Here is a 22509-nt window from a genome sequence, read left to right as displayed (position 1 = left end):
ACTTCAATCGAAGACTCAGGCATCAAAGCGGGTTGATTGGGAAGTGGGGGCTTCGCGCCGCATGATCAGCGTCTGCTGCAACCGCAGCAGAAAGCCTGCTTCAAATGCTTCCTGATAGTCCCCTGGACGATGACGCTTTCGGTTCTGAGACAGCGCCCACCATAACGGTAATGATGAACCCTCGAGCCAAGTCTCTGCGCAACGAACACCCTCCTTTATTACCGGAGCGAACTCATTACCCCACGGTGTTTGGATCGCGGGAGCCCCTTCAGCGGACGGGACAGAGATATACTCATGGATCTGCTGATGAACGCTTTGAGCCGGAATGCCAGTTAAATTCCGGAATGCCTTGTCGTACAACACGGCGGCGTCATCCAACAGCTCTACTGCCAGCTCAACGTCTTGCGGAAAATGAAGCAGAATACTCTGGGCTCCGTTAAGCCGGAGAGTGGCAGCCTGCCGCAATTTAACCGCTGCATCTTCAGGGGTAAGCGATGAAGTATCGATGCTGCTGGGTTTGGGGAGGCCGATGAGAAGCGAGAATTCAAACATCGCGGAATCCAAGCCCGCCCACCCGGTATCAAATATGATAGTCCAGGCTAGGCGATGGTAATCATGCGACGCACCGCTACAAACTATCGGTTTCAGGGCTGTCAAATTTTACCGTCAAGGTCAGAAGGTACTCTTCGATCGAATGAGCACTGTCCAGGTAATTTGCCGTTAGCCCTAGCCCCTTGACTGGCAGGTTAAGCTTGGCCACTACGCCCAGGGAACGCTTCGATTCACTCGACAGGCTGATCACCACCTTCTGTTCAAGGATCTGGTTGTCTTCATCAGCGCACTGCTCGACCAGGCTACGCATTACCACATCGCCCCACAGCTGTTTGCCACGCAGGTATTTTTCAGCTGCCTCGGTGTTGGGTTTGCCTCCGCGAAACGAGGCATTGATGGAAAACTTTCTGGCCAGTGAATTGCCCACTTTGTTTTCGACTTTGACATCGAGCTTGGCAACAGGAGCTTTGCCGTGCAACTCGTACACTTGGGACGAGGAGTCCTTGCTGACTTCGACCTGCTCAACGGTTACGTCCCGAGCTCCCAGGTATTGGCAGAGCCGCGAAAAATGCCGAAGCTTCTCAATCGCGAACTGATCCGTGGCCTGGCTCAGGTCCACATAGGCGTTACGGTCATACGGGCTCTGTAAGAGCACCGCGCCCGGTCGAAGCAGGTCAGCATCGATAATATTCTGCAGCGCCTGGCTATCTGGCTCATCGACCGTAAGCGGGTACTGCAGGATGTGGGACTGGGGATCAAATAGAAACCCCTTGGCTTCGGGCTCGAGATCATAGAGACACTCATTGATCGTGTTCTCATCCAACACGAGCATCACTCTGCGTGCGCCATGGTCCAGCGGAATCTTGCCTGTTGCCACATTGCTCCCCTTTCGCGCGATGCGCGTACCCTGTTCGTTCATTTGCCGAAAGTTTTCAGCGCCGCCAGTGCGCGTCTGAGCCACGCTGCCCACTCGCGCTGTAAAAGTGTTATCGCCAGGGCTATGAAGCTCTGGCTCGGCTGCTTTTTTTCGAATTGCTCAAGCGCCTCCCGTGCAGCCAAGCGTTTAGGCTCTGAAAAGCTGCGCCCGATGGAGGTAGCGAATTGCTCGAGCGACGCCCACACCGCATCGACACCAGTCGCTCCTGGCCCCTGCCCGGTATTATGCTCGATCCAGCAAACCACTGGCGCCAGCCGGCCCGCGCGGTCCCGCTCCTCCGCGACAACTTGCAAAACGGCTGCGTTGCCTTTGACGAACAGCTTCACGCCATCTTGTGCAAACAGAACAGTACCTCGCACGCTGATGCTGGTCAGTGCGGAATACGTTTGCTCTCGGACCGGGCTGCTAAGTTCCGCTCCACACTCCGCCAGACGCAAATAGTCCGAGGACCTGTTGTCCAGTGCTTGAGCTTGGAAAACCTTGGCATGCATCATGCTGTTACCGTATTGATCAACGTCGCGACCAATCTCGCCGCCTGATCTCGACTCACCAGACTGCCGAGAATGATCGGCGGCCGTTGACTTAGTTTCGACAGGCCTGCATCAAGGTGGAGTTTGACGAAACGATCACGGAAATGCCCCTGACCGGACACGGGTGTGGCGACGTACGTAGGGTCGAGGTCCATATGCGTGACGATCACGACCAGCTTGGGCGATGGCGCCGGAGCCTTCCTCCAGCTTTCAATCTTTTCGAGATCGCGCTTGATACGTTGTTGATTGACCTCTTGAGCATTGACCAGATAAAGGACGATGTCCGCTTCATTGTGCAGTGTTTTCCAGTCCTCGATTGCATCAGGCGCACCGGGAACGTCGCGGGTTTCCTTGAGGTCCAGCTTCAGGTCACTCATTGCAAACCGTGTTCCTTGGACTTTCTCGGTCAGCGTGGTTTGCATGTACTCGTCGGAGACCTCACCACTGGCAAGGAACTTCAATAGAGCTGTCTTGCCGACATTGCGCTCTCCCAATATCGCCACGCGCTTACCTTTGAGGCTGATGATCATGCTGTCCCAGCCATCTTTGATTTCTTCACGTTTCCAGTAAGCGACGCCAGCCGCGACCACAGCTGCGGCTCCGGCAACGATTAGTCTCTCCCAACCCATACGAGCAGTCCCTGTCCTTCGTTTCTCGAATGGCCAGCATTGTGGCCCATTTGCTTATAACCCGTGCGTAAGCATGGAGAGGCTATCGGCTACCCAGTGCCGCACTTAAGTAAGCGGCGGGTTTTATTCTGTGGGAGAGCCGGCTAGCCACTATGCGTCGACCTGAACTGCATAGCCCATGAAGTCAGACGGCGCGTCTGACCAATTGCAAAATCTTTCACACAAAGTCAGCATACCGGCCTTCAAGGGCAGAACGCCACCATGGAAATTGCTTCAGTCAAAAGGAACTTGGAATGCCCCTCCCCCCGCGCCCGACAAAAGAGGCCGTCTGCAGTGAGTTATCGGGCAGCGACGATTCCCTGACCTTCCGAAAAATCGTACCGCCCCTCCCTCGCTATCCCTCATTTGGAAGACTCGGACGAGCCCTCTTAGAGACGCCGCCCCCCTCATGGAGCAGAGCATGAAATTCAGGAAACTCGGTCTTACCCTATCTGGCGGCGGCGGCAAGGGGGCCTATCAGATCGGCGTCTGGCAGGCTATGCGCGACCTGGGCTTGGACAGCCAACTGAGCGCCATCTCTGGCACCTCGGTAGGTGGTCTCAACGGCGCGATGTTCGCTCAAGACAAACTCGATCAGGCCAAATCCATGTGGCTGAACATCGAAAGCCGCAACATGCTTTCCGTACAGGACGTGCCAGGGCTGGCGTCACGACTGGCGCTGCTGACAACAAGCGGCGTGATCTCGCCGATGCTCAGCCACTTGATCAGTACCAAAGGCTTTTTCAAGCAAGATGGCCTCAAGAGCATGATCGCCGAAGGCCTGGACGCAGGCAGGTTGGCTTCTTCGGCGCTGCCGCTGAGCGTGGCGCTGCACAACACTGCCGCCAACCGGGTCGATTACCTCTCGGTACGCGACACCCACACTGCAGCGGACATGCTGCTCGGTACGGCGGCCCTGCCCCTGATCTTCGATGAGGTCGCCATTGACGACGGCATTTATACCGATGGCGGCTTTTACTGGGGCTTGCCGCATAAACAGATTGATAACACCCCGATCCGGCCACTGATCGAGGCCGGCTGCGACACCATCGTGGTGGTGTATCTGTCGCCCGACGACCTGAGCATCGACCCGCGCCACTATCCCGGGGTGCGCATTTTGCCGATCGTTCCTGCCAACAGTCTGGGCGGCGTCACCGCCACCCTCGACTTTTCCAACGAAGGAGCCGCAAGGCGCATGGAACAGGGCTATGCCGACGGCCTGCAGATCTTCCGCCACCTGCAGTTGTTCCTCGACAACGAAGCTCAGTACGAAGCCCTGTGGGAGCGCGCCCGCCTGGCCGCCGAACAGGAGCGCAAGCTCAGCGACAACCTGTACGACGTGGACCGTAAACACAGCAAGGCTGTCGACGATATCCATGACTTCGACCGGCAAGTTCGCAACGACGATTTCAGCCAGAAGCTCGACCTGGCCGACGACGATATGCCTCTCGCACTCGAGCACCTGGCTCTGGACAACACTGCGCTGCTGGCTGACATCGAGCGTCAGCAACTCGAAACTGCCGTCGACAGTTTCCTGGCCCAGAACAGCAACAACCGCCGGGCGGTCGAAATCTCGGTGCTGGACGCCCTCGCCACCCTTTCTCCAGTCAGCGGACGCGCCACCTTCCTGCGTGAGCAGGGATTACTGTCGCGCTTCATGGGCGCTATCACCGGCAAAAACCAGCAGATTGCCGCCGAGAATGTCCGCGACGTGGCCCAGGCGCAATTCGCCGCCCTGCGCCTGATTGCTGCAGTTCAGGAAAAAGGTGCAATCACCCTCGAGTTCGCCTGCACCTTGCAAAACCGCCTGAACGGCGCACTCGCCGAAATCCAGCGACTGGGAGATCGTCATAATCAGGATCTGCGGCGCGTCTACCGCTCGCTGGCCGGAGTCTACTGCAAGCTACGCGACCGCCTGAGTACACATGAGAACCGCCTCGACGCCCTGGAACGCACCAGCCGCTTGCACGACTGGCTACTACATCCCAATAGGCGTCATCTTGACGGCAAGGCGCTCAGCGAACTGCCTGCGGCCTTGCGTCTCAGCTGTCTGGCCAACGACTTCTTTCGCCTCACCAACGGCCAGTGGACAGTCCACGAGCTGAACAGCCTCAAAGAAATGTGCCTGCTCGTCGGGCTGGATCATGCTCACCCCGTGCAGATCGGCGAGTTCTGCACCCAGTTGAGCGAGCAACCGGCCTGTCTGCAGGCACTTACCCTGCAACTGGCCGCGCTGCCCCAGGCTAACCTGTTCAACCCGACCGCCCTTTGGTTGCTTGATTTACGCGGCGGTACTGCGCCGACGGACACCGACAGCGTAACGGCACGCTGGGGGTATGGCGCGGCAACGGCGCTACCCGCCTGGGACTTTCTCGCCGAACTGCTCTACCACCTCCAGTGCGCCGGATTTTCGGTGGTACGCAGCAGCGACCTGAGTCAGTACAAGGAGCACTGGCTGGGGCAACTGCAAGTGCTTGACGACCTGCTGGGGGAAAACATCCTGCCCAAGAGCTTCGCCGGGGAGATCAACGCCCTACGCCAGCAGATCACCGGTTTCCACCTCAAGGTACCGCTGATCGGCAAGTTCAGTGCTGGTAAGTCGACCCTGCTCAACTGCTGGCTGGGCGAGGATATTCAGAAGGACGACCTCGGCGCCTGCACCAGTCTGGCCACTGAATTCCACTACGCCGAACCGGGCGCGGAAAAGCTGGTGATCCACTGGCTGGAGGACGCCGGGACTGGCCAGGTACGGCGCGAGGAAAAACCGCTCACAGCCTACGCCGCGCTACTCGACGATCCGCGCACTACCGCCCGGCCACCCCTGTTCGTAGAACTGCACCTGTGCCGCACTGCCCTCGCCCGTCACCCTGATCTGGTGCTGGTCGACACGCCGGGCCTGGGCTCCAGCAACGGCCAACATGAACGTGCGCTAGAGCAATACATCGGAGAAGCTGTGTCGTGCATCCTCTGCGTCACCCGTATCAGTCAGGTCGGTATCGACGAGCTGGCCTTCATTGATCGCCAGCGCTCCTTGGGTCAGACGTTTTCCCTACTGGTCTGCCAGGAGGCACTGAACAGCCGTCAGCAGCGCGAACCCCTGCGCCGCTCCCTCGCCGAACAGGCCGGCCTAGACTCAAGCCAACCGACCCGTGGCTGCTCTGCGCGTGAGGGCGATCTGAGTGGCTTCGAAGACTTGCTCGCCGGCCTCGAAACCCAGAAGGCAATCCTGTTCCAAGAACGCTTCGCTGCGCAGATCAAGGCGTTGTTGGTTCAGGCCGAACGCCTGATTCGCCAGCAACTGGCGATGGACACCAGCGCAGAGCAACTGCTCGAACAGCAGAAGATCCTCGACAAGGGCATGGCCCGACTCGAAGAAAACCATGCCAACGAACAGGACAGCCTGCTACGCGACTGCCGCGCAGCGATCAGCCATCAGGTGCTGGCCACCGTCAACAGTTACCTGCGCAGTCGTCGCCAGGCCTACAAACAGATGCTGCTGGCTGGCCAAGGCATTGGTCCGCTGCTCACCGCCGATGCACGTAACGCTTGCCAGTTGGCCATTGAGCAGAACCTGACCCCGCGTCTCATGGACGCCTGCCAACGCCTGGGCAGTCATATCGAGTTCAGCGCCTTTGAGGGGCCGCAACTCTCCGGCGACGGCCCGGCGGGAATAGAGGCCGACTATGGTTTGGGTGCCTCAGCGGCCGGCGCAGCAGCTGGGGCGGCTATCGGCACCATAGTGCCGGTGGTTGGCACCCTGATCGGCGGCCTAGTTGGCGGTGCGATCGGCCTGTTCGCTTCGCGCAGCAACAAGGAGAGCGAAGCCGAAGGCAAAGCCAATGAGGCGATTGAAACGGTCATCAGCCAGTTGCAAGGCTTGATTCCCGATGCACTCGACAAGCATGCCCGTCAGTTCATCGGCGATATGTGCGACAGATTAGCCGCGCAGTTGACGACGCAACGGGAGAACCTCGATCGCATCGAACAGCAACTGGTAGCAGACCGTGACCGCAAGCAACATATCCAGGACAAGGCCGAACAGGCGCTGAACAGCGTCGCTCGACTGCTCGACCACAGCCGCCAGCAACAATCCCGACCTGCGGAGGCCTGCGCCAATGTCGCTTGATTTCAGCTTATCCTTCGAAGAGCTGGAGGCCGCGCAATCGGCCACCACCAACCCTTACCTGAGAGATCCCGGTAAAGGCTTGCAACTGATTGCCAGCCTGGTCGGACAGCCACGTCCGAACGTGGGCAAGGCGCAACGGCAGCAACTGCCCGCCGCGCTGCACCGACTGATCAATGAGCGCTTCATCGAGCTTACGTCCAAAGGCAGCTTTCCCGGTGAAGCCCAGGCGTTGCGCGAGCTGCAGGCGCTGGAAGCGTCACTGGAAAACCTTGCTCTGTTTCCCGACCTGGCCAACAAGACCGTGGTCGGCGTCGGGGGTGGTTTCAGCGCCGGCAAGTCGCGCCTGCTCAACACCCTGCTCGGCGTCGATCTGCTACCGGAGTCGCTGGAGCCAACCACGGCGATTCCCAGTTTCATCACCCGTGGCGAAGACGGTATCGTTGCGCTGAACACCTTCAACCAGCAGATTCGACTGGACCGCGACGGCCTGCAGGCCATCACCCACGCCTTCACCAGCCACTACCGCGACAGTCTCGACGAGGCGTTCGGTTTTGCCCACGTGCTCAAGCTGTTGATGCTCCACTGCGCAAGCTTCGCCTGGAGCAACCTGGCCTTCCTTGATACGCCTGGTTACAGCAAGGTAGACGCCCTTGGTAGCACTGACAGCGATGAAACCATTGCCCTCAAGCAACTGACCGAAGCCGATCATGTGATGTGGCTGCTCAGCGCCAGGAACGGTTCGATTCGCCAGGACGATCTGGCATTTTTGCGCAGTCTCGATCATCCCGGACCGATCTTCTTCGTCGTCACTCAGGCCGATCTGGTGGGCCACTCCTCTATCGACGCCATCCTGCACAGCACCGCAGAGGCGATCGAGGCTTCGGGCATTCCTAGCGCCGGACTGATGGCCTGGGCAGCACCGCTGGGAGCCGAACAGGGAGCGTTGATGGCTGGTGACGATATTCGCGTGTGGCTCCAAACGCTGGACGAGGCTCCCAAGTACACCCACCACAGGCGCACTTGCGAACGTGTGCTAGACGGTTATATCCAGCACAATCGGGAAAACCTGTCCAACAGCCGCCGAAAATTATCGCTGTTCAATACCCTTCTGCCACTGCAGGAAAAACTGCCTCAAAGTGAACAGGCAACGCTACAGGAACTGCTCCAGGAGCAACGTACCCGGCAGAAAGTCTTTGCCGAACTTGTCGACGCCTTCACCGTTTTAAAGAACGAAATGCAGGAAATCATCGCGCAGATCATCGGTGACCTGGCCATTGATGCGCTTTCCATCGAAGAGCTCTACGGCAAGGGCCTGGCACTTCATGAGGAAGGCGATTTCGACTCAGCGGCTGTCTTCTTCCAGCACGCCGCAGAACAGGGGAACGCCGCTGCCCAGTTTCAACTCGGCATCTATCACGAGCTTGGGCAAGGCGTGTGCGTAAACGAACGCCTTGCGGCGCAGTGGTACCGCAAGGCCAAACACCAGGGTCATGTGCAGGCCCAGTTCTACCTAGGCGTCTGCTACGAGAACGGTGTAGGCGTTCCAGAAAATCTGCAAAGCGCCGTCGCCTGTTACCTCCAGGCCGCGGAGCAAGGACACGCCGAGGCTCAATACAACCTGGGCATTTGCCTGACCAGGGGAGAAGGGATTGCCAAAGACGACGAGCAGGCACTGTATTGGTTTGAAAAAGCAGCCAGGCAAGGTCACGAGGAAGCCCGCTTCTACGTGATCACACGATCAGCGAAAAATGGCAGCCCCGCCGGGCAATACGCTTTAGGGGTACTTTACGAAAAAGGCCAGGGTGTTTCCCAGGACCTGGAAAAAGCCATTGTGGCTTATCGCGCAGCGGCCGAGGCAGGGCATGCCGATGCCCAATTTGAACTTGGCCGCCGCTACTTAAATGGCGAAGGCCTGAGAAAAAACTCCGCTCACGCTATCAGCTGGCTGGAGAAGGCTGCTGCACAAGATCATGCCAAAGCATCTTCACTGCTCAAGAAACAACAAGCAATTGGCCCCTTTTGGTCGCCTGGCACATTTGCGACTTGGCAAAAAATTCTCGGGAAAAATTCGCTATGACCGCCAAAACTTTCACCCTGGCTTCGCTAACCTCGCATGCCACTGTTATTGACGCCGAACAACTCAGTAGTCTGAAAACCTTGCTCGACGGGCTTGAAGTCAATCTCCACGCTGCGCGCGAGAGCGGTCGCGACCTGCGCATCGCTGTCGTTGGCCAGATGAAGGCCGGTAAGTCTTCGTTCCTCAATGCTGCCTTTTTCGGCCGCGACCTGCTGCCCAAGGCTGACACGCCGATGACCGCTGCGTTGACCAAGATTGTCTACGCCCCCAAGGCCAAGGCTGAAGTGGTGTTCTACAGCGCCGACGACTGGGCCGACATCGAACAACGCGCCAACGAGTACCCCAGGGCCTATGCCGAAGCAGAGCGCAAGCTGAGGGAGCCGCCGAAGAGCGACAGCCCTTTCGCCAAAGTTCTCGCGTCACCTCGCGCGCGCACAGCGGAGGAGATCGATCGCCACGTTCCCGAAGCCATCCGCTCCTCGCGAGAGCTGGTGGAAATGACACGCAGGAAGGGCCTCGACGTACACGACTACCTGGGTAAAACCGAGGTACTGGACGTCGCTGGTGGCGCAGAAAACCTGGCCTATGCACTGCAGGAATATGTTGGCAGCGGCGGACGCTTCACCGCCATCACCAAGATGTCCGTGCTGCATGTCGACGACAAGCGCCTGCAGGGCCTAGAAATAATCGATACCCCCGGTTTCAACGACCCGGTGGTTTCCCGTGGCCAAATCACCCGTAGCTTCCTTGGCCAGTGCGACGTGATCTTTCTGCTCTCGGCAGTCAGCCAGTTCCTCACCTCCTCCGACATGGCGGTGCTGCGCGAGCAACTACCCGAAGCTGGTATCGACGAAAAGGCGGTGTTCCTGGTCGGTTCGCAGCGCGATCTCGCCCTGCGCCAGGATCGTGGCATAGCCATCACAGCTAGCAAGCTCGCCGAACGGGCACCCGCCGAGAAACGTTCTGCTGTACGAACCGGTGCGATGCTGCAGCTGCTGGACAAGAAAATGACGGATCAGGCCAGCCTGACGCTGGAGGCGCAGATCAACCAGCCCGGCCAGGACAACAAGACCCGGCGCATCCTCAGCGCTGTCAAAAAATCCGCGCCACGATTCATTTCCAGCTGGGCATGGCTGGTCGCCGAGCACTTCAACTCCCTGTCCGAAGAAGACCGGGAACAACTCGATCAGCTATGCACCGCCACCGGTTTTGCCTTTGAACCGAACAGCCTGCGGCAACTCTCCAACATTACGGCGCTACGCGACGAGATCCTCGCCCAGCGCGAACACAAGCAGCACCTGATCGCCAGCAAGGAACAGCAGCTGATCGAAGGCGTGCACAACGGAACACGTGAACGCCTGCAACAGATTGCGCTCAGCCTGCAGGCGCGTAGCGAACAGGTTCGCAACGGCGACATCGGGGAGTTGGAGAGAATCGAGCAGGACATGCTCAGGCGTATGAAAGGCGGCAAGGCGCGCCTGGAAGGCGTGTTTGACGAGCAGTTGGTCAAAGCCAGCCAGCAGTTCGCGCTGTTGAAGACAGACATTCGCGAGCAGGCACAGAAATATTCACGAATACAGGTTGTTCGAGAGACAACCACAGAGAGTTATCAGGTCGACACTTCGTGGTTCGGCGGTTTTTTCGGCCATGACTGGGAAACGCGCTGCCGCGACGTGGTCACCACCTACGCCAGCGCCCAGGATGCCATCGAACAGGTCCAGGTTTTCGCCTTGCAGACCACCAAGGCTCTGCAGAAGGCAATCATCGGCTGCGTCGATCTCGATGAGCTGCGCCGAAAAGTGGGTGTCGCGGCGATGTCACTGTTCGACACCGGCAGCGCCGACTTCGATGCAGAACTGATGCTGGCAGAGGTCAACAAGAGCCTGCGCCGCATCACCATTCCGAATGTTAGCTTCGGCGACAAGGACTACAGCATCAGCATCATTAAATCGTTTGGCAGCGAACGGGTTTCAGAGAGCCAGATCAACGGCCTCAAGGAGGCCCAACGCGAAGCTGTGGCCGCGATCATTCGCGACCTGGAAGGCGAAGTGAAGAGCAAGGTGGAGGCTATCGAAAACAGCCTGGGCAGCACCGGCCAGACCTTTGTCGAAAACATGAGCCGCGACATCCAGCAGAGCCTGACCCACTTGCGAGAAGACATCGCCAACAAGGAGCAGAGCATCCAGCAGATCACTGCAGCCCGCCAGGCGGTAGCAAAAGCACTGGCGGCGCTGTGATGGTGAAGTGCCGAGCGCCTGATACCGCGATGAAATATCAGCCAACACGAGACAGTGGCCTGCAAACAGAAGAATTCTAAATGTCCCTTGATTTCAGCTTCTCCCTCGAAGAACTGGAGGCCGCCGAAGCCGAAACTGCCAACCCTTATCTGGCAGATTCGGCACTGGGCCTCCAACTTATCACCCGACTGATCGCCCAGCCTCAGGGCGTGATCCACAGCGAACATCGTCGGCAGTTACACCGTTTGCACCAGCTAATCCACCAGAGCTTCGTCAATCTCGCGGCACGCGACGACTATCCGGCCGAGGCACAAGCCTATCGCGAGTTGGTGGCGCTTGAGCAGTCGCTGGAGGACCTGGTTGCTTTCCCCGACCTGGCCAACAAGACAGTAATTGGTGTCGGCGGCGGCTTCAGTGCGGGCAAGTCACGCTTTCTCAACAGCCTGCTCTGTGTCGATGTGCTACCTGAATCGCTTGAGCCCACCACCGCGATTCCCAGTTACATCGTGCAGGGTGAGCGTGAGGAAATCATTGCGCTGAACAGCTTCACCCAGGAGGTCGCGCTGGATCGCAGCGCTCTGCAGGCAATCACCCATGCCTTCCAGAAGCATTACCAGGAAACGCTCGGCGTGGAGGTTGGTTTCGCTCATGTCCTGCGCCTGCTGATGATCCATTTGCCCGGCCTGTGGCAGCGCCTCGCATTCCTCGACACGCCCGGCTACAGCAAGGCCGACCGCAACGACGCGGAGCACAGCGATGCACGGATCGCCCAGCGCCAGCTCGCCGACGCCGACCATGTAATCTGGCTGCTCAGCGCCAAGAACGGATCGATCCGCCGCGATGACCTGGAGTTTCTGCGTACCCTCAACCATCCCAAACCGATCTTCTTCGTCGTCACCCAGGCGGATCTGGTTGGTCGTTCACGCATCCAGGCGATCCTCAACAGCACAGCGCAGGCACTCGACGACGCGGGCATCATAAGGGCCGGATTGATGGCTTGGGCTGCCCCACTGGGTGATCTCAATGGTCAGCACATTGCCGGCGATGACGCACGCGCCTGGCTGGATACGCTCAATAGCCAGCCCAAGCGCACCCAGAAGCGTTTGGCTTGCGCACGAGTGCTGGACGCTATCATCGCCCACAACAGTAATGCCGCGGCCAGCAACCGTGAGCTGCTGGCTGCCATGAACGAGCTCCTGCCCATCGCCGAGAATTTGGCTGAGAAACGACGTGCAACTGTAAAGCAGCAGATCGAACGCTTACGCAATGACCAGCGCCGACTCAACGAAATGGTCGGCGCCTTCGGTGAACTCAAGCAGGAAATGCTCGAAACGATAACCCGCATCGTCGGTGGTGTAGCCGAAGACGAAGAGGTACAACGCGGCCACGAACTGATCTACCGAATTCGCCGCTCATGGCTCAATCGTCCGCTAGTCATTGGCGAGCAGTTCGAGATTCGGGTGCTGGCGATCAAGCTCGATGTGAAAAAAATCATCGTGGAGTTCGGCAACGCGATTGCCACCACTGGCCTGAGCTTCAGCATGATCCGCGCGGGCCTTCGTATCGACCCGCAGGTGCTGATCAAGGGCAGTCTACTGCACGGTGAAGTTCGCCTTGTGGATGATGTGCATGTCACCCTGGCGATCCGCAATCCGCACGCAGCAACATGAGCGCTTCGCCAGCGACCTGAGAAGGTTGCAGGTGATGTCACACTCGACTGCAGCGCATGACATCACTACGCGTCATAACGAGCAATCAAAAGCGTCGTAGCCGCGCCAGCCATTCAGCCACTGTGCGATCGAAAACGTCCGCTGACCGATGGCTCAACGCCTCGCTACCGCATTTGGGGCAGCGAGCAAACCAATCACCGGGCCTCAATGCATCACTGCGGGGTGCTACAGTTTTTTTCCAACCACACTCATCACACACAAAAGTGAAAGGTCTGGGTTTGATTGGCATTGCGGCTCTCCTGAACATTTATCCATGGTCATTTCCTTCAGTACTTTCAGCAAGCGGGATACGCCTGCTCGATCTGCTGATCAAACTCTCCGCCATACCCACAGTATTCCTGCGGAATACGCTCCATATCCTCGGCAACTTGCACGATGACTTCACGTAACTCCAATGGCTCCAACCACCGAGCAGGAATCGCCGCAGCACCATACTGAGCACCCAACAAATGCCCGGCGATGAGCCCGGTGCTGTCGCTATCGCCACTGTGATTTACCGCCATGATCACGCCCTCTTCGAACGAAGGCGCTGCCAGGGCGCACCACAACCCAATAGCCAGCGTTTCTTCGGCGACCCACCCACCACCGAGTTCGCCTATCCGTTGAGGCGTCGGCTGATAGCCCTCGTAAAAGAAGAAAAGTACACGCTCAATGAGACTGCGTGTTTCTTCCATACCCGGCGTCTGCCCATATTTGGCCAGGCTCTGAGTAACCGCATGCTCCAGGCTGTCTTGCCGATCGACAATGCGCTGGAGAATATCGGCAAACAATCCGGCTGCCAGATAACCCGTAGGATGCCCGTGAGTCAGGCGCCCAGACTGGGCAGCGTAGTCAAAGGCGTTGGCAAAAAAGGCGCAGGGTGCAACGCGCATCAAGGCGCCACAGCCTTTGCTGTTGTTCTCGGCAACTGCGCCGAGCCGTGGACTGGCCTTGAGTGCACCCAGGCAAGTCATGCCAGGGGCGCGCCGAGACCAGAGCTGCGATTGCTGGATCAACCAGCCGTCCACATCGATCGGCATTGCCGCAGGGTAGTCCTGGGTCATCAGCCAGCGCAGCAATGCATGATGAATGATGCTCGGGACGTGGCACGCCCCTCGAGAGCTGCCGCCCACATAAGCCCGCAGCAAGCCTTCGGCGGTGAAAAGCATCATCTGCGTATCATCGGTGATGGCGCCTGTGATACCAAAAGCAGGCGCAAAATCAACGATACCTTGTGGACCGAACCTGGCTTCAATTGCAGACCACTCGAGAAACTCCACCGGGGCGCCCAGCGCATCACCGACGGCGCCGCCGAGCAGGCAACCCTTGATCCGTTCAAGTCTGTTCATGTCCTTTCCTCATCCCTCTGCCGGGATCAATTCCTGCAAAATCACCAGCTTTCTTTGCAACTGCTGAACGTGTTCTTTCTCGGCCCGCAACGCAGAACGCAGTTCGCGGTTTTCCACTTCCGAGATCCGCGCCCAGCGCGCATTTTTTTGGCAGCCCAGCGCCATATGCCAGAGATCACGCAATCTCAGACACTGATGCAGTAACACCAGCAGGATTGCCACCATCATCACCAACGCCGCTGTCGAAACCATTTCCGACATACTCATGTCCACTTCCTTCCGTGACTTCAATTCATCTCGAATGCCAGACACAAGATATGTAGTGAAACGCGACAGGTCTAGAATGTAGACTTATACAGGTAAAGTATTCGCGCACATGGAGAGGGTATGAAACGCAAGCAATCCGTCGAGCAGGTTCGCTGGGACCTGGCACTTCGCTATCGTTTGATCGAGACCGTTGCCTGGTGGGAGGGCCGGTTGACCACGGGACACCTGATCCAGAGCTTCGGCATCAGCCGCCAACAGGCGTCCAAGGACATCAACACGTACATCACGGAACATGCGCCTAAAAACCTTACATATGACAAAAAAATAAAAGGCTACGTCCCGAGCAAGACGTTCTCGCCGCTGTTTATCGACGACAGCGCCAGCGCTTATTTGCATCTGCTTTACCAGAACAACGAGCGCGCTCTGCACATTGATGGGCTCGCCCTGGCCTACGCCCATACCAAGGTCCTGGAAGTCCCGGATCGTCCGATTCGGCCGGAGGTTCTGCGTCCATTACTCAAGGCTTGCCGCGATGGTCTGCGCCTGGAAACCGAATACGTTTCGCTCAACACACCAAATGTGGAAATCCGCCTGATTGCCCCACACACGCTGGTCTACACCGGCATGCGCTGGCATGTGCGCGCGTATTGCGAGAAGAACCGCCAGTATCGCGACTTTGTACTCAGCCGCCTGCGCGGCGAGCCGGATCTGCTCGATGAGTCGCAGGACACCCGCGAGCTGGATGAGGAGTGGAACACCGAAGTGCCGATCATCTTCACCCCCGATGGCCGCTTGAACGCCGCTCAGCAAGCCATCATCGAAACCGACTTCGGCATGACGGATGGCCAACTGGTAGTCCCTAGTCGCAAGGCATTGGTCAAGTACGTATTGCGCCGCTATCAGGTCGACCCGAGAAACCAGGCAACCAACCCCGAGGCTCAGCAGATCGTGGTCAGCAACATCAAGGAACTGCGTCCGTGGCTCTTGCATGATTAAGCCCCATCTCTCGCCAGAGGCGCAGCGCACGCACACTGTTGTTGATCTCAGCGTCGAGTAGCGCTTGCGCCAGCGCTTGTTCGCCATGGAGCTGGGCAATATTTCGTGGGGTATTGCCCTCGCTGTTCTTCGCGTACAGATCAAGGCCATATTTGGCGTAATGGGTGATGAAATACCGGGCGGCCTTCAAGTGCCCATGGGTCAGCAGCAAATGCAGCGGCGTATTACCCAGTACGTCACGGTCGTTGAGACTGCCGCCGAGCTGGTGACGCGCGTGCAGTATTTTGACATTGCCGAATCGGGCCGGTTGGTGAATGTACTTGTCGTGGGGCATGAACGTGCCCAAACTGGGCCAATCGCGAAACTGCAGATCGCCAAGCGCACCCAGTGACTCAAGTGTGCCTGTCAGTTCCCGACGGCTCAGACGGTAGGCCATGTCCAGCGGTGTATCGCCGGCCAGATCACGTTGATTCATGCCCATTGGATCGAGCGGCGGACCAACATCGAGCAATACACAAAAGTGCCAGTCGTTAAGGCCAAGCTCGGCTCTGTCTTCCATGTGCTCAAGCATGGCTTTGTACCGCGCCGTGTCTGACGGCCATGCACAAGCCGTTTACCAGACTCATCTCTTGGGGTGTCACGCAACGGACAGCGGTGAGGTCCGGGCTGGCGACGATGCAGGCCAGGGATTTGGCGCGACTGACCGCCACGTTCAAGCGGTTCTTCGAGTACAGAAAACCGATGTCACGCGGCAAGTAGTTTTCGTTGGAGGTCGCCATCGATACGATGACAATCTCTGCTTCCTGCCCCTGAAATTTATCCACGGTACCCACCCGGGCACCTGCGGGAAGTGCCTGCTTGAGTACTTGAACCTGCAAGTTATACGGCGCCACGACCAGGATGTTTTCGAGACCTATCGCGTGCTCCTGACCTTCGCTGTCGATGAACCGTTGCTCTAGAAAGTAGGCGTAAAGCGCTTTGACCTGCGCGGCCTCCTCGTTCGAACTCTGGCTGTTGCCATCGTGCTGAACAGGGCAGAACATCAGACCGCTGGCAGGTATCTCCGGACGTTGGCCGTCCAGCAGCAAAACCTGCCGCTCGGTGCCGGGCGCCGAAGAGAGCTGCCCTTGGTAAACCGCCTGGGAAATGAACGAGCATACGTCCGGGTGCATTCGCCAGGTGGTTGCCAGGAACACGCCACGATCCGCCGCAATGGTCGGCGTGCCGTCCAGCAGGTAGTCGAGTATGGAGTCCCCGGAGCGCCCCGGGTGCACACCCTGCACCGGCTGCGACAGTTGCATCTGATCCCCCATCAGTACGATGTTGCGTGCCGCCATGCCCATTGCGACTAGGTTGGCCACACTCACCTGCCCGGCTTCGTCGATGAACAGGTAGTCCAGTTGCTCGGTAAACGCATCGTTCGCCAGTATCCAGACCGTGCCGGCCGTCAAGGCAATAGAAGGCACGCATGCGGCGAGAAATGCCTTCTTGTTTTCGATGGAGCGAATGCAGCGGCCTTCGAACTCATTGCCCTCCCCGTCCGCAGACTTTTTCAAGCCGCTGAACGTGACGCCCTCTTCCAGCGCTTGCGCTTCCACCGCTGCCAGCAGGTTATTGATGGCGTGGTGCGAGTTGGACGTGACGCCGATGCGCTTACCCGCCTTGAGCAAATCGACAATGACGTGCGAGCCGGTGTAAGTCTTGCCGGTGCCCGGCGGGCCCTGAATAAACAGCACGCACTGGTCGAGATTGCGCACCACTTGCTTGATGGCGTCCAACGGTGGCAGGCCTGGGTCGAGCAGCGGCGCCCCCGGCTCCACGCCATTCACCCGTGGAGCACGTCGATGCAGGAAGTCGGTCACTGCCTGGAAACGCTTGCCGCCGGCCAGCACGCTGTTGGCATAACGCAACAACGCGTCACGCAGAGCGTCCGTCGGGATTGGCCGGTCGGGAATCATGTCGAAATATTCGGGTGGCGCTTTTTCCTCGGTCGCCTTGAAGGTCGCCAGCCCCAGGTCGAAGTCCAGGTGATGCAATTCGATGCTGGCCTGGGTCTCGGCGACAAGGCCTTTAGAGCCTGTCCGCAACTTGGTTTCCTGCGGCTCGAAACGGTATTCGTACAAGAACGACCGCTTGATCGGTTCACGCGGTGTCGACGTGCGCTGCAACCCCGCGAGGCTTTCGATATCTTCCAAAAGCTCCTCGGTGGTCATGTCCCGGCGACTGAACATTTGCCACCAGATAGGCTTGTCGGCACGACGATGGAAGTCGAGCAGTTGGAAGGTCAGCACGCGTACCGGGTCTTCGGCGTGCGGTCCATCGAGCAGACGCTGGCGATAGCTCTCCAGTCGAATCTCCACGTCGGTGGGTTCGGTGCCCGAGGTCACGGTGACGGGCTCAGGTACGCAAAACCCGCCAGCACCTGCCGGTTTGATGCCCAGCAGCCAGTCACGCAGGAGAAAAGTGGATTTCACGTCGTCTTCGTTGTAACGCTCGATCTGCTCAAGCAATGCCGAGTCGCCGGTTTCTTTCCACTGCTCATAAAACACAATGCTGGCGCCAGCATTGGTCACATCGCCCTCGCGCTGAGCCATGTAAAAGTGCTCGATGTTCTTGATCGAATAACTGGGCTCCGACACCCGAATCGCTTCACGCACCATCTTGTAAAGATCGATCAGTTTGCCGTTGCGCAGCAGCCCGTCTACCTGGGCTTCGCGAGTGCCGTGCTGGCTCATCAGACGCTTGATCGCGGTCTCTTCATAGCTGGCGTAGTGGTAGATGTGCGCGTCGGGGTAACGCTTGAGATGGGCGGTCACCCAGTCGATGAATTGCTCGAAAGCGATTCGTTCCTCAGCACGGCTATGCGCCCAGAAGGCTTTGAACGTTTGCTTGCCGCCCTCGTTGATGTAGAGCCCAAACAAGTACTCAAGGCCGCCCTCTTCGAGCGGATTGCCTTCCATGTCAAAGAACAGATCGCCCTCGACCGCTGGCGGCATCCGGTTGAAACCACGGTGCGCGCCGGCGGGTGGCAGCAGCTCGAACAACGGGCGATCACTGGCGCGCCCCTGCAGCTGCATACGCGCCTGATGACGCAACTTGCTCAACGACTCCCCCTGCAGGTTGGCGACACGCAGAGTGTCCGGACTTTGGGCCAACTGGCGCAGCGTCGTGACGCCAGCGTTGTGCAGTTTATTGATCTGCGAGCGGCTGATACCCGCGACGGCCGAGAGGTGATCGTCCTGCTGGCGTTGCTCGTCACAGCGCTCGCGCCAACCACAAAACCCGCAATGCCCACAGGGATCAGGGTAAGTGGCGGGCGGCTCGGCAAGACTTGTGAAAGCGTTGAAGCGCTGCAACACATGTTCCAGATAGTCGGCGTAGTCCGCCACGCGAAAGGCCTGCTCCGTACACGCCGCATCACCGAGCACCACATACATGTAATGCGGCTGCACGCCTTGGATCGGCACCAACAGGCGCGAATACAGCGCGGTCTGTACCAGAAACTTGGCCTTGGCGGTTTTCGCCAGCTTGGTGTCGATCACTTCATAGCTGTGCTCACCCAGAGCCGATGGCATCGGCACTTTACGCAGAAAGTCAGCATGGCCAATCAAGGGGCCGTCCTGCAGCGATGCCTGGAAAATGATGTCTGCACCCGCTTGCATGGCCAGAATCGTCAGCTCGACGCGGCGGGCAAAACTCGGGGCACCTTCGGCGATGTCGACCACATTGGCATATTGGCTCTTGAGGCGATCGAAATAAGCCGCCTCGTGGGCCAGACCCTTATCCTGGATCAAGCGGTTCTGTTCACTCGATGGCGCTTTTTCCATCGGCTTGACCAGGTGCGCAAGATCCAGCGTCGTGAGGTGCTGACACTCAAGAAAACCGCAGAGGTCCGAGGCGGAATAAAGACGTGTGCCATTGCGCATTTGCATGGGCGAGACTGATCCTGTGAAGTGCCCGGGACCGCTGCACGGTAAGCGAAGCTAATGTGAGGCTCAGGCCTCCAGCGAACACTCGCCAAAGAACAGCTCGAAAAGCGGCGTTGGCAAATGCTCGGCATCGAGCAGCCCAAAGTGCTTGCCGACATTGCGACCCAAAGCCATGAGCGTATTGGCGGTATTGGGAGTACCTGCGTAGCCGGCGGCCAGAATGGATTCGACACGCGCCTCGCCCGTCGTCTCTCGCTGGTACACCCGTCCAGTGATCAATACATCTACCAGGCACACGTTGACCCGCTCGTCCCCCAGGGTGAAGGGCTCCAGCACCTCGCTGGACAAGGCCGCAAGCAACCCGTCTTCCCCCCCGTTGACGATCCGCGTGAGCTCTTCAAGTGAACGGTTGAACAAGTCGAACTCCTGCATGGAAAACGCAAAACAGTTGCCTTGCGCGGTCGAGCGGGAAACAGCACGGTTCGCTACCTGCCAGTCGACGAAGGAAGTCTTATCCGGCTGCCCACCGTCGCGGCGGAATTCCAGATAATCCGCGATCACCCGATTGAACGTATTCCCCGTCGGCACCCAACCCGTGCTCTCGCGATCGGGTTTGTCCTCATCCTCCAGGAGCGCGGCAGTTTTAAGTGCCCCGCCAAAGCAGCGCAGGTCATAACCGAGCATGAACAGACTGGCTTCGAACGCATGGCACCGTGCAGGCAGCGTGCCTTGGTCAGCGAACCAGTCTGTACGCTCGAGCAGGGCACGGATGATCCACCCCAGGCGCACTTGGCAGCGAGCCCATGCCTCATAGCGAATCGAAGAAAACTGCGGCGCCGCCAAGCCGTTGGTGAACGCTCCGGGATTGCGGATCTGGCTGCCGCGCGCACCACCGGACGGGAACGACAACAGCGGTTTTCCCCCACCCGTCCACTGCTCACGAAACAACGAATAAAACATGCCCATGGCAGCACCGACGCGGCTGTCATAAATCGGCGAACCCGACACATCGAGCAGTGCGTGAATCTTGGTCAGGCCCGCATCGAAACGCTCAACGCTGTTCGCGTCAAGCTCATCCAGGTCATTGTCGCCATCCAGCGTCATGAGCCCGACCATCTTTTGCAGATAAGCTGACAACTCACCCTTGGCGGCCAGACGATGCAAAAACGGGATGGCACCGCGCACGCCGCCCCAGCGAAGAATCTGCAAACACGCCTGCAGCGCTTGCGGCTCATCACCGCGCTCAACTGCACTCTTGAGCCACTCGCGAAGCTGGCCGAGAGAACGTTGCGTTTGCGCCCAGGTTTGCGAGCCCACCGATGTCTGATTGCTGTCCAGCCAGCTGGCCTTCCAACGATAGTGCGCCAGCACCTGCTCGAAACCGCGAACATCCTCCTGCAAACCGCCCGGTACAAATTTGCTGGATTTGAAACGAAGCTTGAACGTCAGGGCTGGCAAATTCGTCGCCAGCCATTCAACAAAAGCCTCGACTTCAGGTTGGAGCAAAAACTGTTCACGCTTCATGCCGGCTGCCTTGCAGGTAATATCGAATGGCCATACCCTAAGCAAAAGCAGCCGCTCCGTCCATGTTGTCTGTTCATACAGGTAAACAATCGGAGCAGGTTATGAGGCTCTGGATAGGGGGTTTGTTGCCGAGGCCAGTGTTTAACGCTAATTGCGTAAAGTTTTCAGGCGTTTTCTCATCTTTCTGCTCCCCCGCATAAACTTCGTCTCCATCGGCCATAAGCCACTTAGAGCCGGTCGATGCTGCCACCCTGCTCAGCACGATTGGGCCAACTCAGCACTCTGAACCAATCAGTGGTGACAGCCGCTACCGCACCCGCTACTAACCAAATCGAAAGGCGCGTCAGCATGCAGGTTGCTGCATTTGCGTAATGAGACGTAAAGTCCGCCAACCTCTTTCCCTCGGCAATGTGGAGGGCACTCACAGACTTGTGCTAAGGACGAAAAAACATGAGCGAATCCGCCTTTCTCAGATACAAGGACGTGCTCGTCAACGACTACAGTGCCTCCGCGAAATGTTTACGATCGATCGTGCTGTCGATGCGTGACCGCGACAGGTATGTGGTGACTGCTGATGATCTAGGGCAACTTAGTTCAGAGCATTTTGATGCGGTACAAGCCCTTCTGAGCGCTTACAAGATAGGGTTGGACAAAGACCCTGAAGCCGGGGCTGTGCTTCGTGAGGTTGAGCAACGCTGGCCGGATTACAGGCAAGTACCCTACGGGCTTTACCCGTTCCCAGACCCCGAAACAGTTTTCGTGCCCGAACAGGCGGAGCTCATCGAACACTTGCAACCGTTTTTCGGCATCGACCTCAGTGTGGTTAATCCCGAGTGGTCCGGGTATCTGACCATGCTGGGGCCAATGGAACCGACAGAACACCAATTTGTGGGTCAAGCGACCGAAGAGACCTCGTGGCATTCTCCGCTCTTGCATACCAATTGGATTGGTTTCAAGGTCGAGGAAGGGCGGTATCGCCTGATGGGCGACCCGCGCTATTTCTTCCTCCATGCGGATAACCAACATTTGGCCGACCCTTATGTGGAGGCGCGCGCGAGTCTGCTCGAGATGTACGCGGATCAGAAAGCTGCGTATGAAGCGGCCAAGAAGCTTTATCAGAACTCGGGGCGCCTGTTCTCCCCATCAGCGTTAGCCGAAAACATCCCCTTGTATGACGTTGAGCGGATGACGTTTGTCGAGCAGATCGGCGGTGTAGCAGACTACTTGAAGTTTCCGATTTCCGGTCTTTCGCTGAGTTATGTGGAAAACGAGGAGCACGGAGTAACAACAGGATACCCGCGCAGCCCCGCTGGCCATCTGTTTCATCACGTGGCGAGCGTGCCCGCCCATCATTATCAGAGTTGGGGTGCGGATCTGATAATGATGTTTTATGAGCCGGTGGAGCAGTTGGTGCTGTTTACGTTTTATTGGGAGGCTCGCGAGGATGAAGGGTACGCCGGATATTAGCTCTGCCAAATGATTGACGTTCTGTGACGGTTATCGACGTAGCTGCATAAAATGTAAAGGTGCCCTGCCACCACGCGGGGCTGTTTTTTGTAAGCGTTCGTACAGCACACACTGTTATTCACGCGCCACGCTTCGCATGGC

At 58.2% G+C, this 22509-nt stretch carries 15 protein-coding genes; 6 read left to right on the top strand and 9 right to left on the bottom strand.

The annotated features are described in order from the left end of the window. Positions 1 to 15 precede the first annotated feature (15 nt). The 4 genes from HU762_RS18580 to HU762_RS18565 form a co-directional block, all read right to left on the bottom strand. A complete protein-coding gene (locus tag HU762_RS18580) occupies positions 16 to 552 on the bottom strand; it encodes a LasR-specific antiactivator QslA (protein ID WP_186639491.1) in 537 nt (178 codons plus the stop codon). A gap of 76 nt (positions 553 to 628) precedes the next feature. After that, positions 629 to 1513: a hypothetical protein gene (locus HU762_RS18575; protein WP_186639489.1), complete on the bottom strand. Its 885-nt coding sequence runs from the start codon at positions 1511 to 1513 to the stop codon at positions 629 to 631. Continuing rightward, positions 1468 to 1983: a hypothetical protein gene (locus tag HU762_RS18570; protein ID WP_107321851.1), complete on the bottom strand. Its 516-nt coding sequence runs from the start codon at positions 1981 to 1983 to the stop codon at positions 1468 to 1470. The genes HU762_RS18575 and HU762_RS18570 overlap by 46 nt, the downstream gene beginning before the upstream one ends. Beyond that, complete coding sequence (locus HU762_RS18565; protein WP_186639487.1) at positions 1980 to 2648, bottom strand: GTPase domain-containing protein; 669 nt, start codon at positions 2646 to 2648, stop codon at positions 1980 to 1982. The genes HU762_RS18570 and HU762_RS18565 overlap by 4 nt, the downstream gene beginning before the upstream one ends. Positions 2649 to 3108: 460 nt before the next feature. On the opposite strand from HU762_RS18565, the gene HU762_RS18560 reads away from it, so the two are divergent. The 4 genes from HU762_RS18560 (at position 3109) to HU762_RS18545 (ending at position 12797) form a co-directional block, all read left to right on the top strand. Then, positions 3109 to 6813 carry a patatin-like phospholipase family protein gene (locus tag HU762_RS18560; protein WP_186639485.1) on the top strand — a complete coding sequence of 1235 codons (3705 nt, stop codon included), beginning with the start codon at positions 3109 to 3111 and terminating at the stop codon, positions 6811 to 6813. Further along, on the top strand, positions 6803 to 8890 hold the full coding sequence (locus HU762_RS18555; RefSeq protein WP_186639483.1) for a dynamin family protein: 2088 nt from the start codon (positions 6803 to 6805) through the stop codon (positions 8888 to 8890). Before HU762_RS18560 ends, HU762_RS18555 begins: the two co-directional genes overlap by 11 nt. Next, positions 8887 to 11127 (top strand): dynamin family protein, encoded by a 2241-nt coding sequence (locus HU762_RS18550; RefSeq protein WP_186639481.1) that lies wholly within the window; start codon positions 8887 to 8889, stop codon positions 11125 to 11127. The genes HU762_RS18555 and HU762_RS18550 overlap by 4 nt, the downstream gene beginning before the upstream one ends. Before the next feature lie 80 nt (positions 11128 to 11207). After that, positions 11208 to 12797, top strand: a complete 1590-nt coding sequence (locus HU762_RS18545) for a dynamin family protein (RefSeq protein ID WP_053181880.1) — start codon at positions 11208 to 11210, stop codon at positions 12795 to 12797. Between the two features lie 335 nt (positions 12798 to 13132). On the opposite strand, the gene HU762_RS18540 is transcribed toward HU762_RS18545, so the two are convergent. Then, positions 13133 to 14185 carry an ADP-ribosylglycohydrolase family protein gene (locus HU762_RS18540; RefSeq protein ID WP_053181877.1) on the bottom strand — a complete coding sequence of 351 codons (1053 nt, stop codon included), beginning with the start codon at positions 14183 to 14185 and terminating at the stop codon, positions 13133 to 13135. A gap of 9 nt (positions 14186 to 14194) precedes the next feature. Beyond that, positions 14195 to 14452 carry a hypothetical protein gene (locus HU762_RS18535; RefSeq protein WP_053181873.1) on the bottom strand — a complete coding sequence of 86 codons (258 nt, stop codon included), beginning with the start codon at positions 14450 to 14452 and terminating at the stop codon, positions 14195 to 14197. 120 nt (positions 14453 to 14572) lie between these two features. Here HU762_RS18535 and HU762_RS18530 point away from each other — a divergent pair, with 120 nt between their 5' ends. Then, positions 14573 to 15448 (top strand): WYL domain-containing protein, encoded by an 876-nt coding sequence (locus HU762_RS18530; protein WP_053181870.1) that lies wholly within the window; start codon positions 14573 to 14575, stop codon positions 15446 to 15448. Here HU762_RS18530 and HU762_RS18525 read toward each other — a convergent pair. The 3 genes from HU762_RS18525 to HU762_RS18515 form a co-directional block, all read right to left on the bottom strand. Then, positions 15414 to 16019, bottom strand: a complete 606-nt coding sequence (locus HU762_RS18525) for an ankyrin repeat domain-containing protein (RefSeq protein ID WP_186639479.1) — start codon at positions 16017 to 16019, stop codon at positions 15414 to 15416. The genes HU762_RS18530 and HU762_RS18525 overlap by 35 nt on opposite strands. Further along, positions 16012 to 19380, bottom strand: a complete 3369-nt coding sequence (locus HU762_RS18520; RefSeq protein WP_186639477.1) for a TM0106 family RecB-like putative nuclease — start codon at positions 19378 to 19380, stop codon at positions 16012 to 16014. The genes HU762_RS18525 and HU762_RS18520 overlap by 8 nt, the downstream gene beginning before the upstream one ends. A gap of 63 nt (positions 19381 to 19443) precedes the next feature. After that, a complete protein-coding gene (locus tag HU762_RS18515) occupies positions 19444 to 20901 on the bottom strand; it encodes a hypothetical protein (protein ID WP_186639475.1) in 1458 nt (485 codons plus the stop codon). A 450-nt stretch (positions 20902 to 21351) separates the two neighbouring features. Here HU762_RS18515 and HU762_RS18510 point away from each other — a divergent pair, with 450 nt between their 5' ends. After that, positions 21352 to 22368, top strand: coding sequence for a hypothetical protein (locus HU762_RS18510; RefSeq protein WP_225923547.1), 1017 nt, complete (start codon positions 21352 to 21354; stop codon positions 22366 to 22368). Positions 22369 to 22509 lie beyond the last annotated feature (141 nt).

This window comes from Pseudomonas sp. SWRI92, assembly GCF_014268685.1.
GTDB classification, from domain to species: domain Bacteria; phylum Pseudomonadota; class Gammaproteobacteria; order Pseudomonadales; family Pseudomonadaceae; genus Aquipseudomonas; species Aquipseudomonas marvdashtae.
The sequence above is the reverse complement of the archived record's forward strand: the minus strand, read 5'-3'. Positions and strand labels throughout refer to the sequence as shown.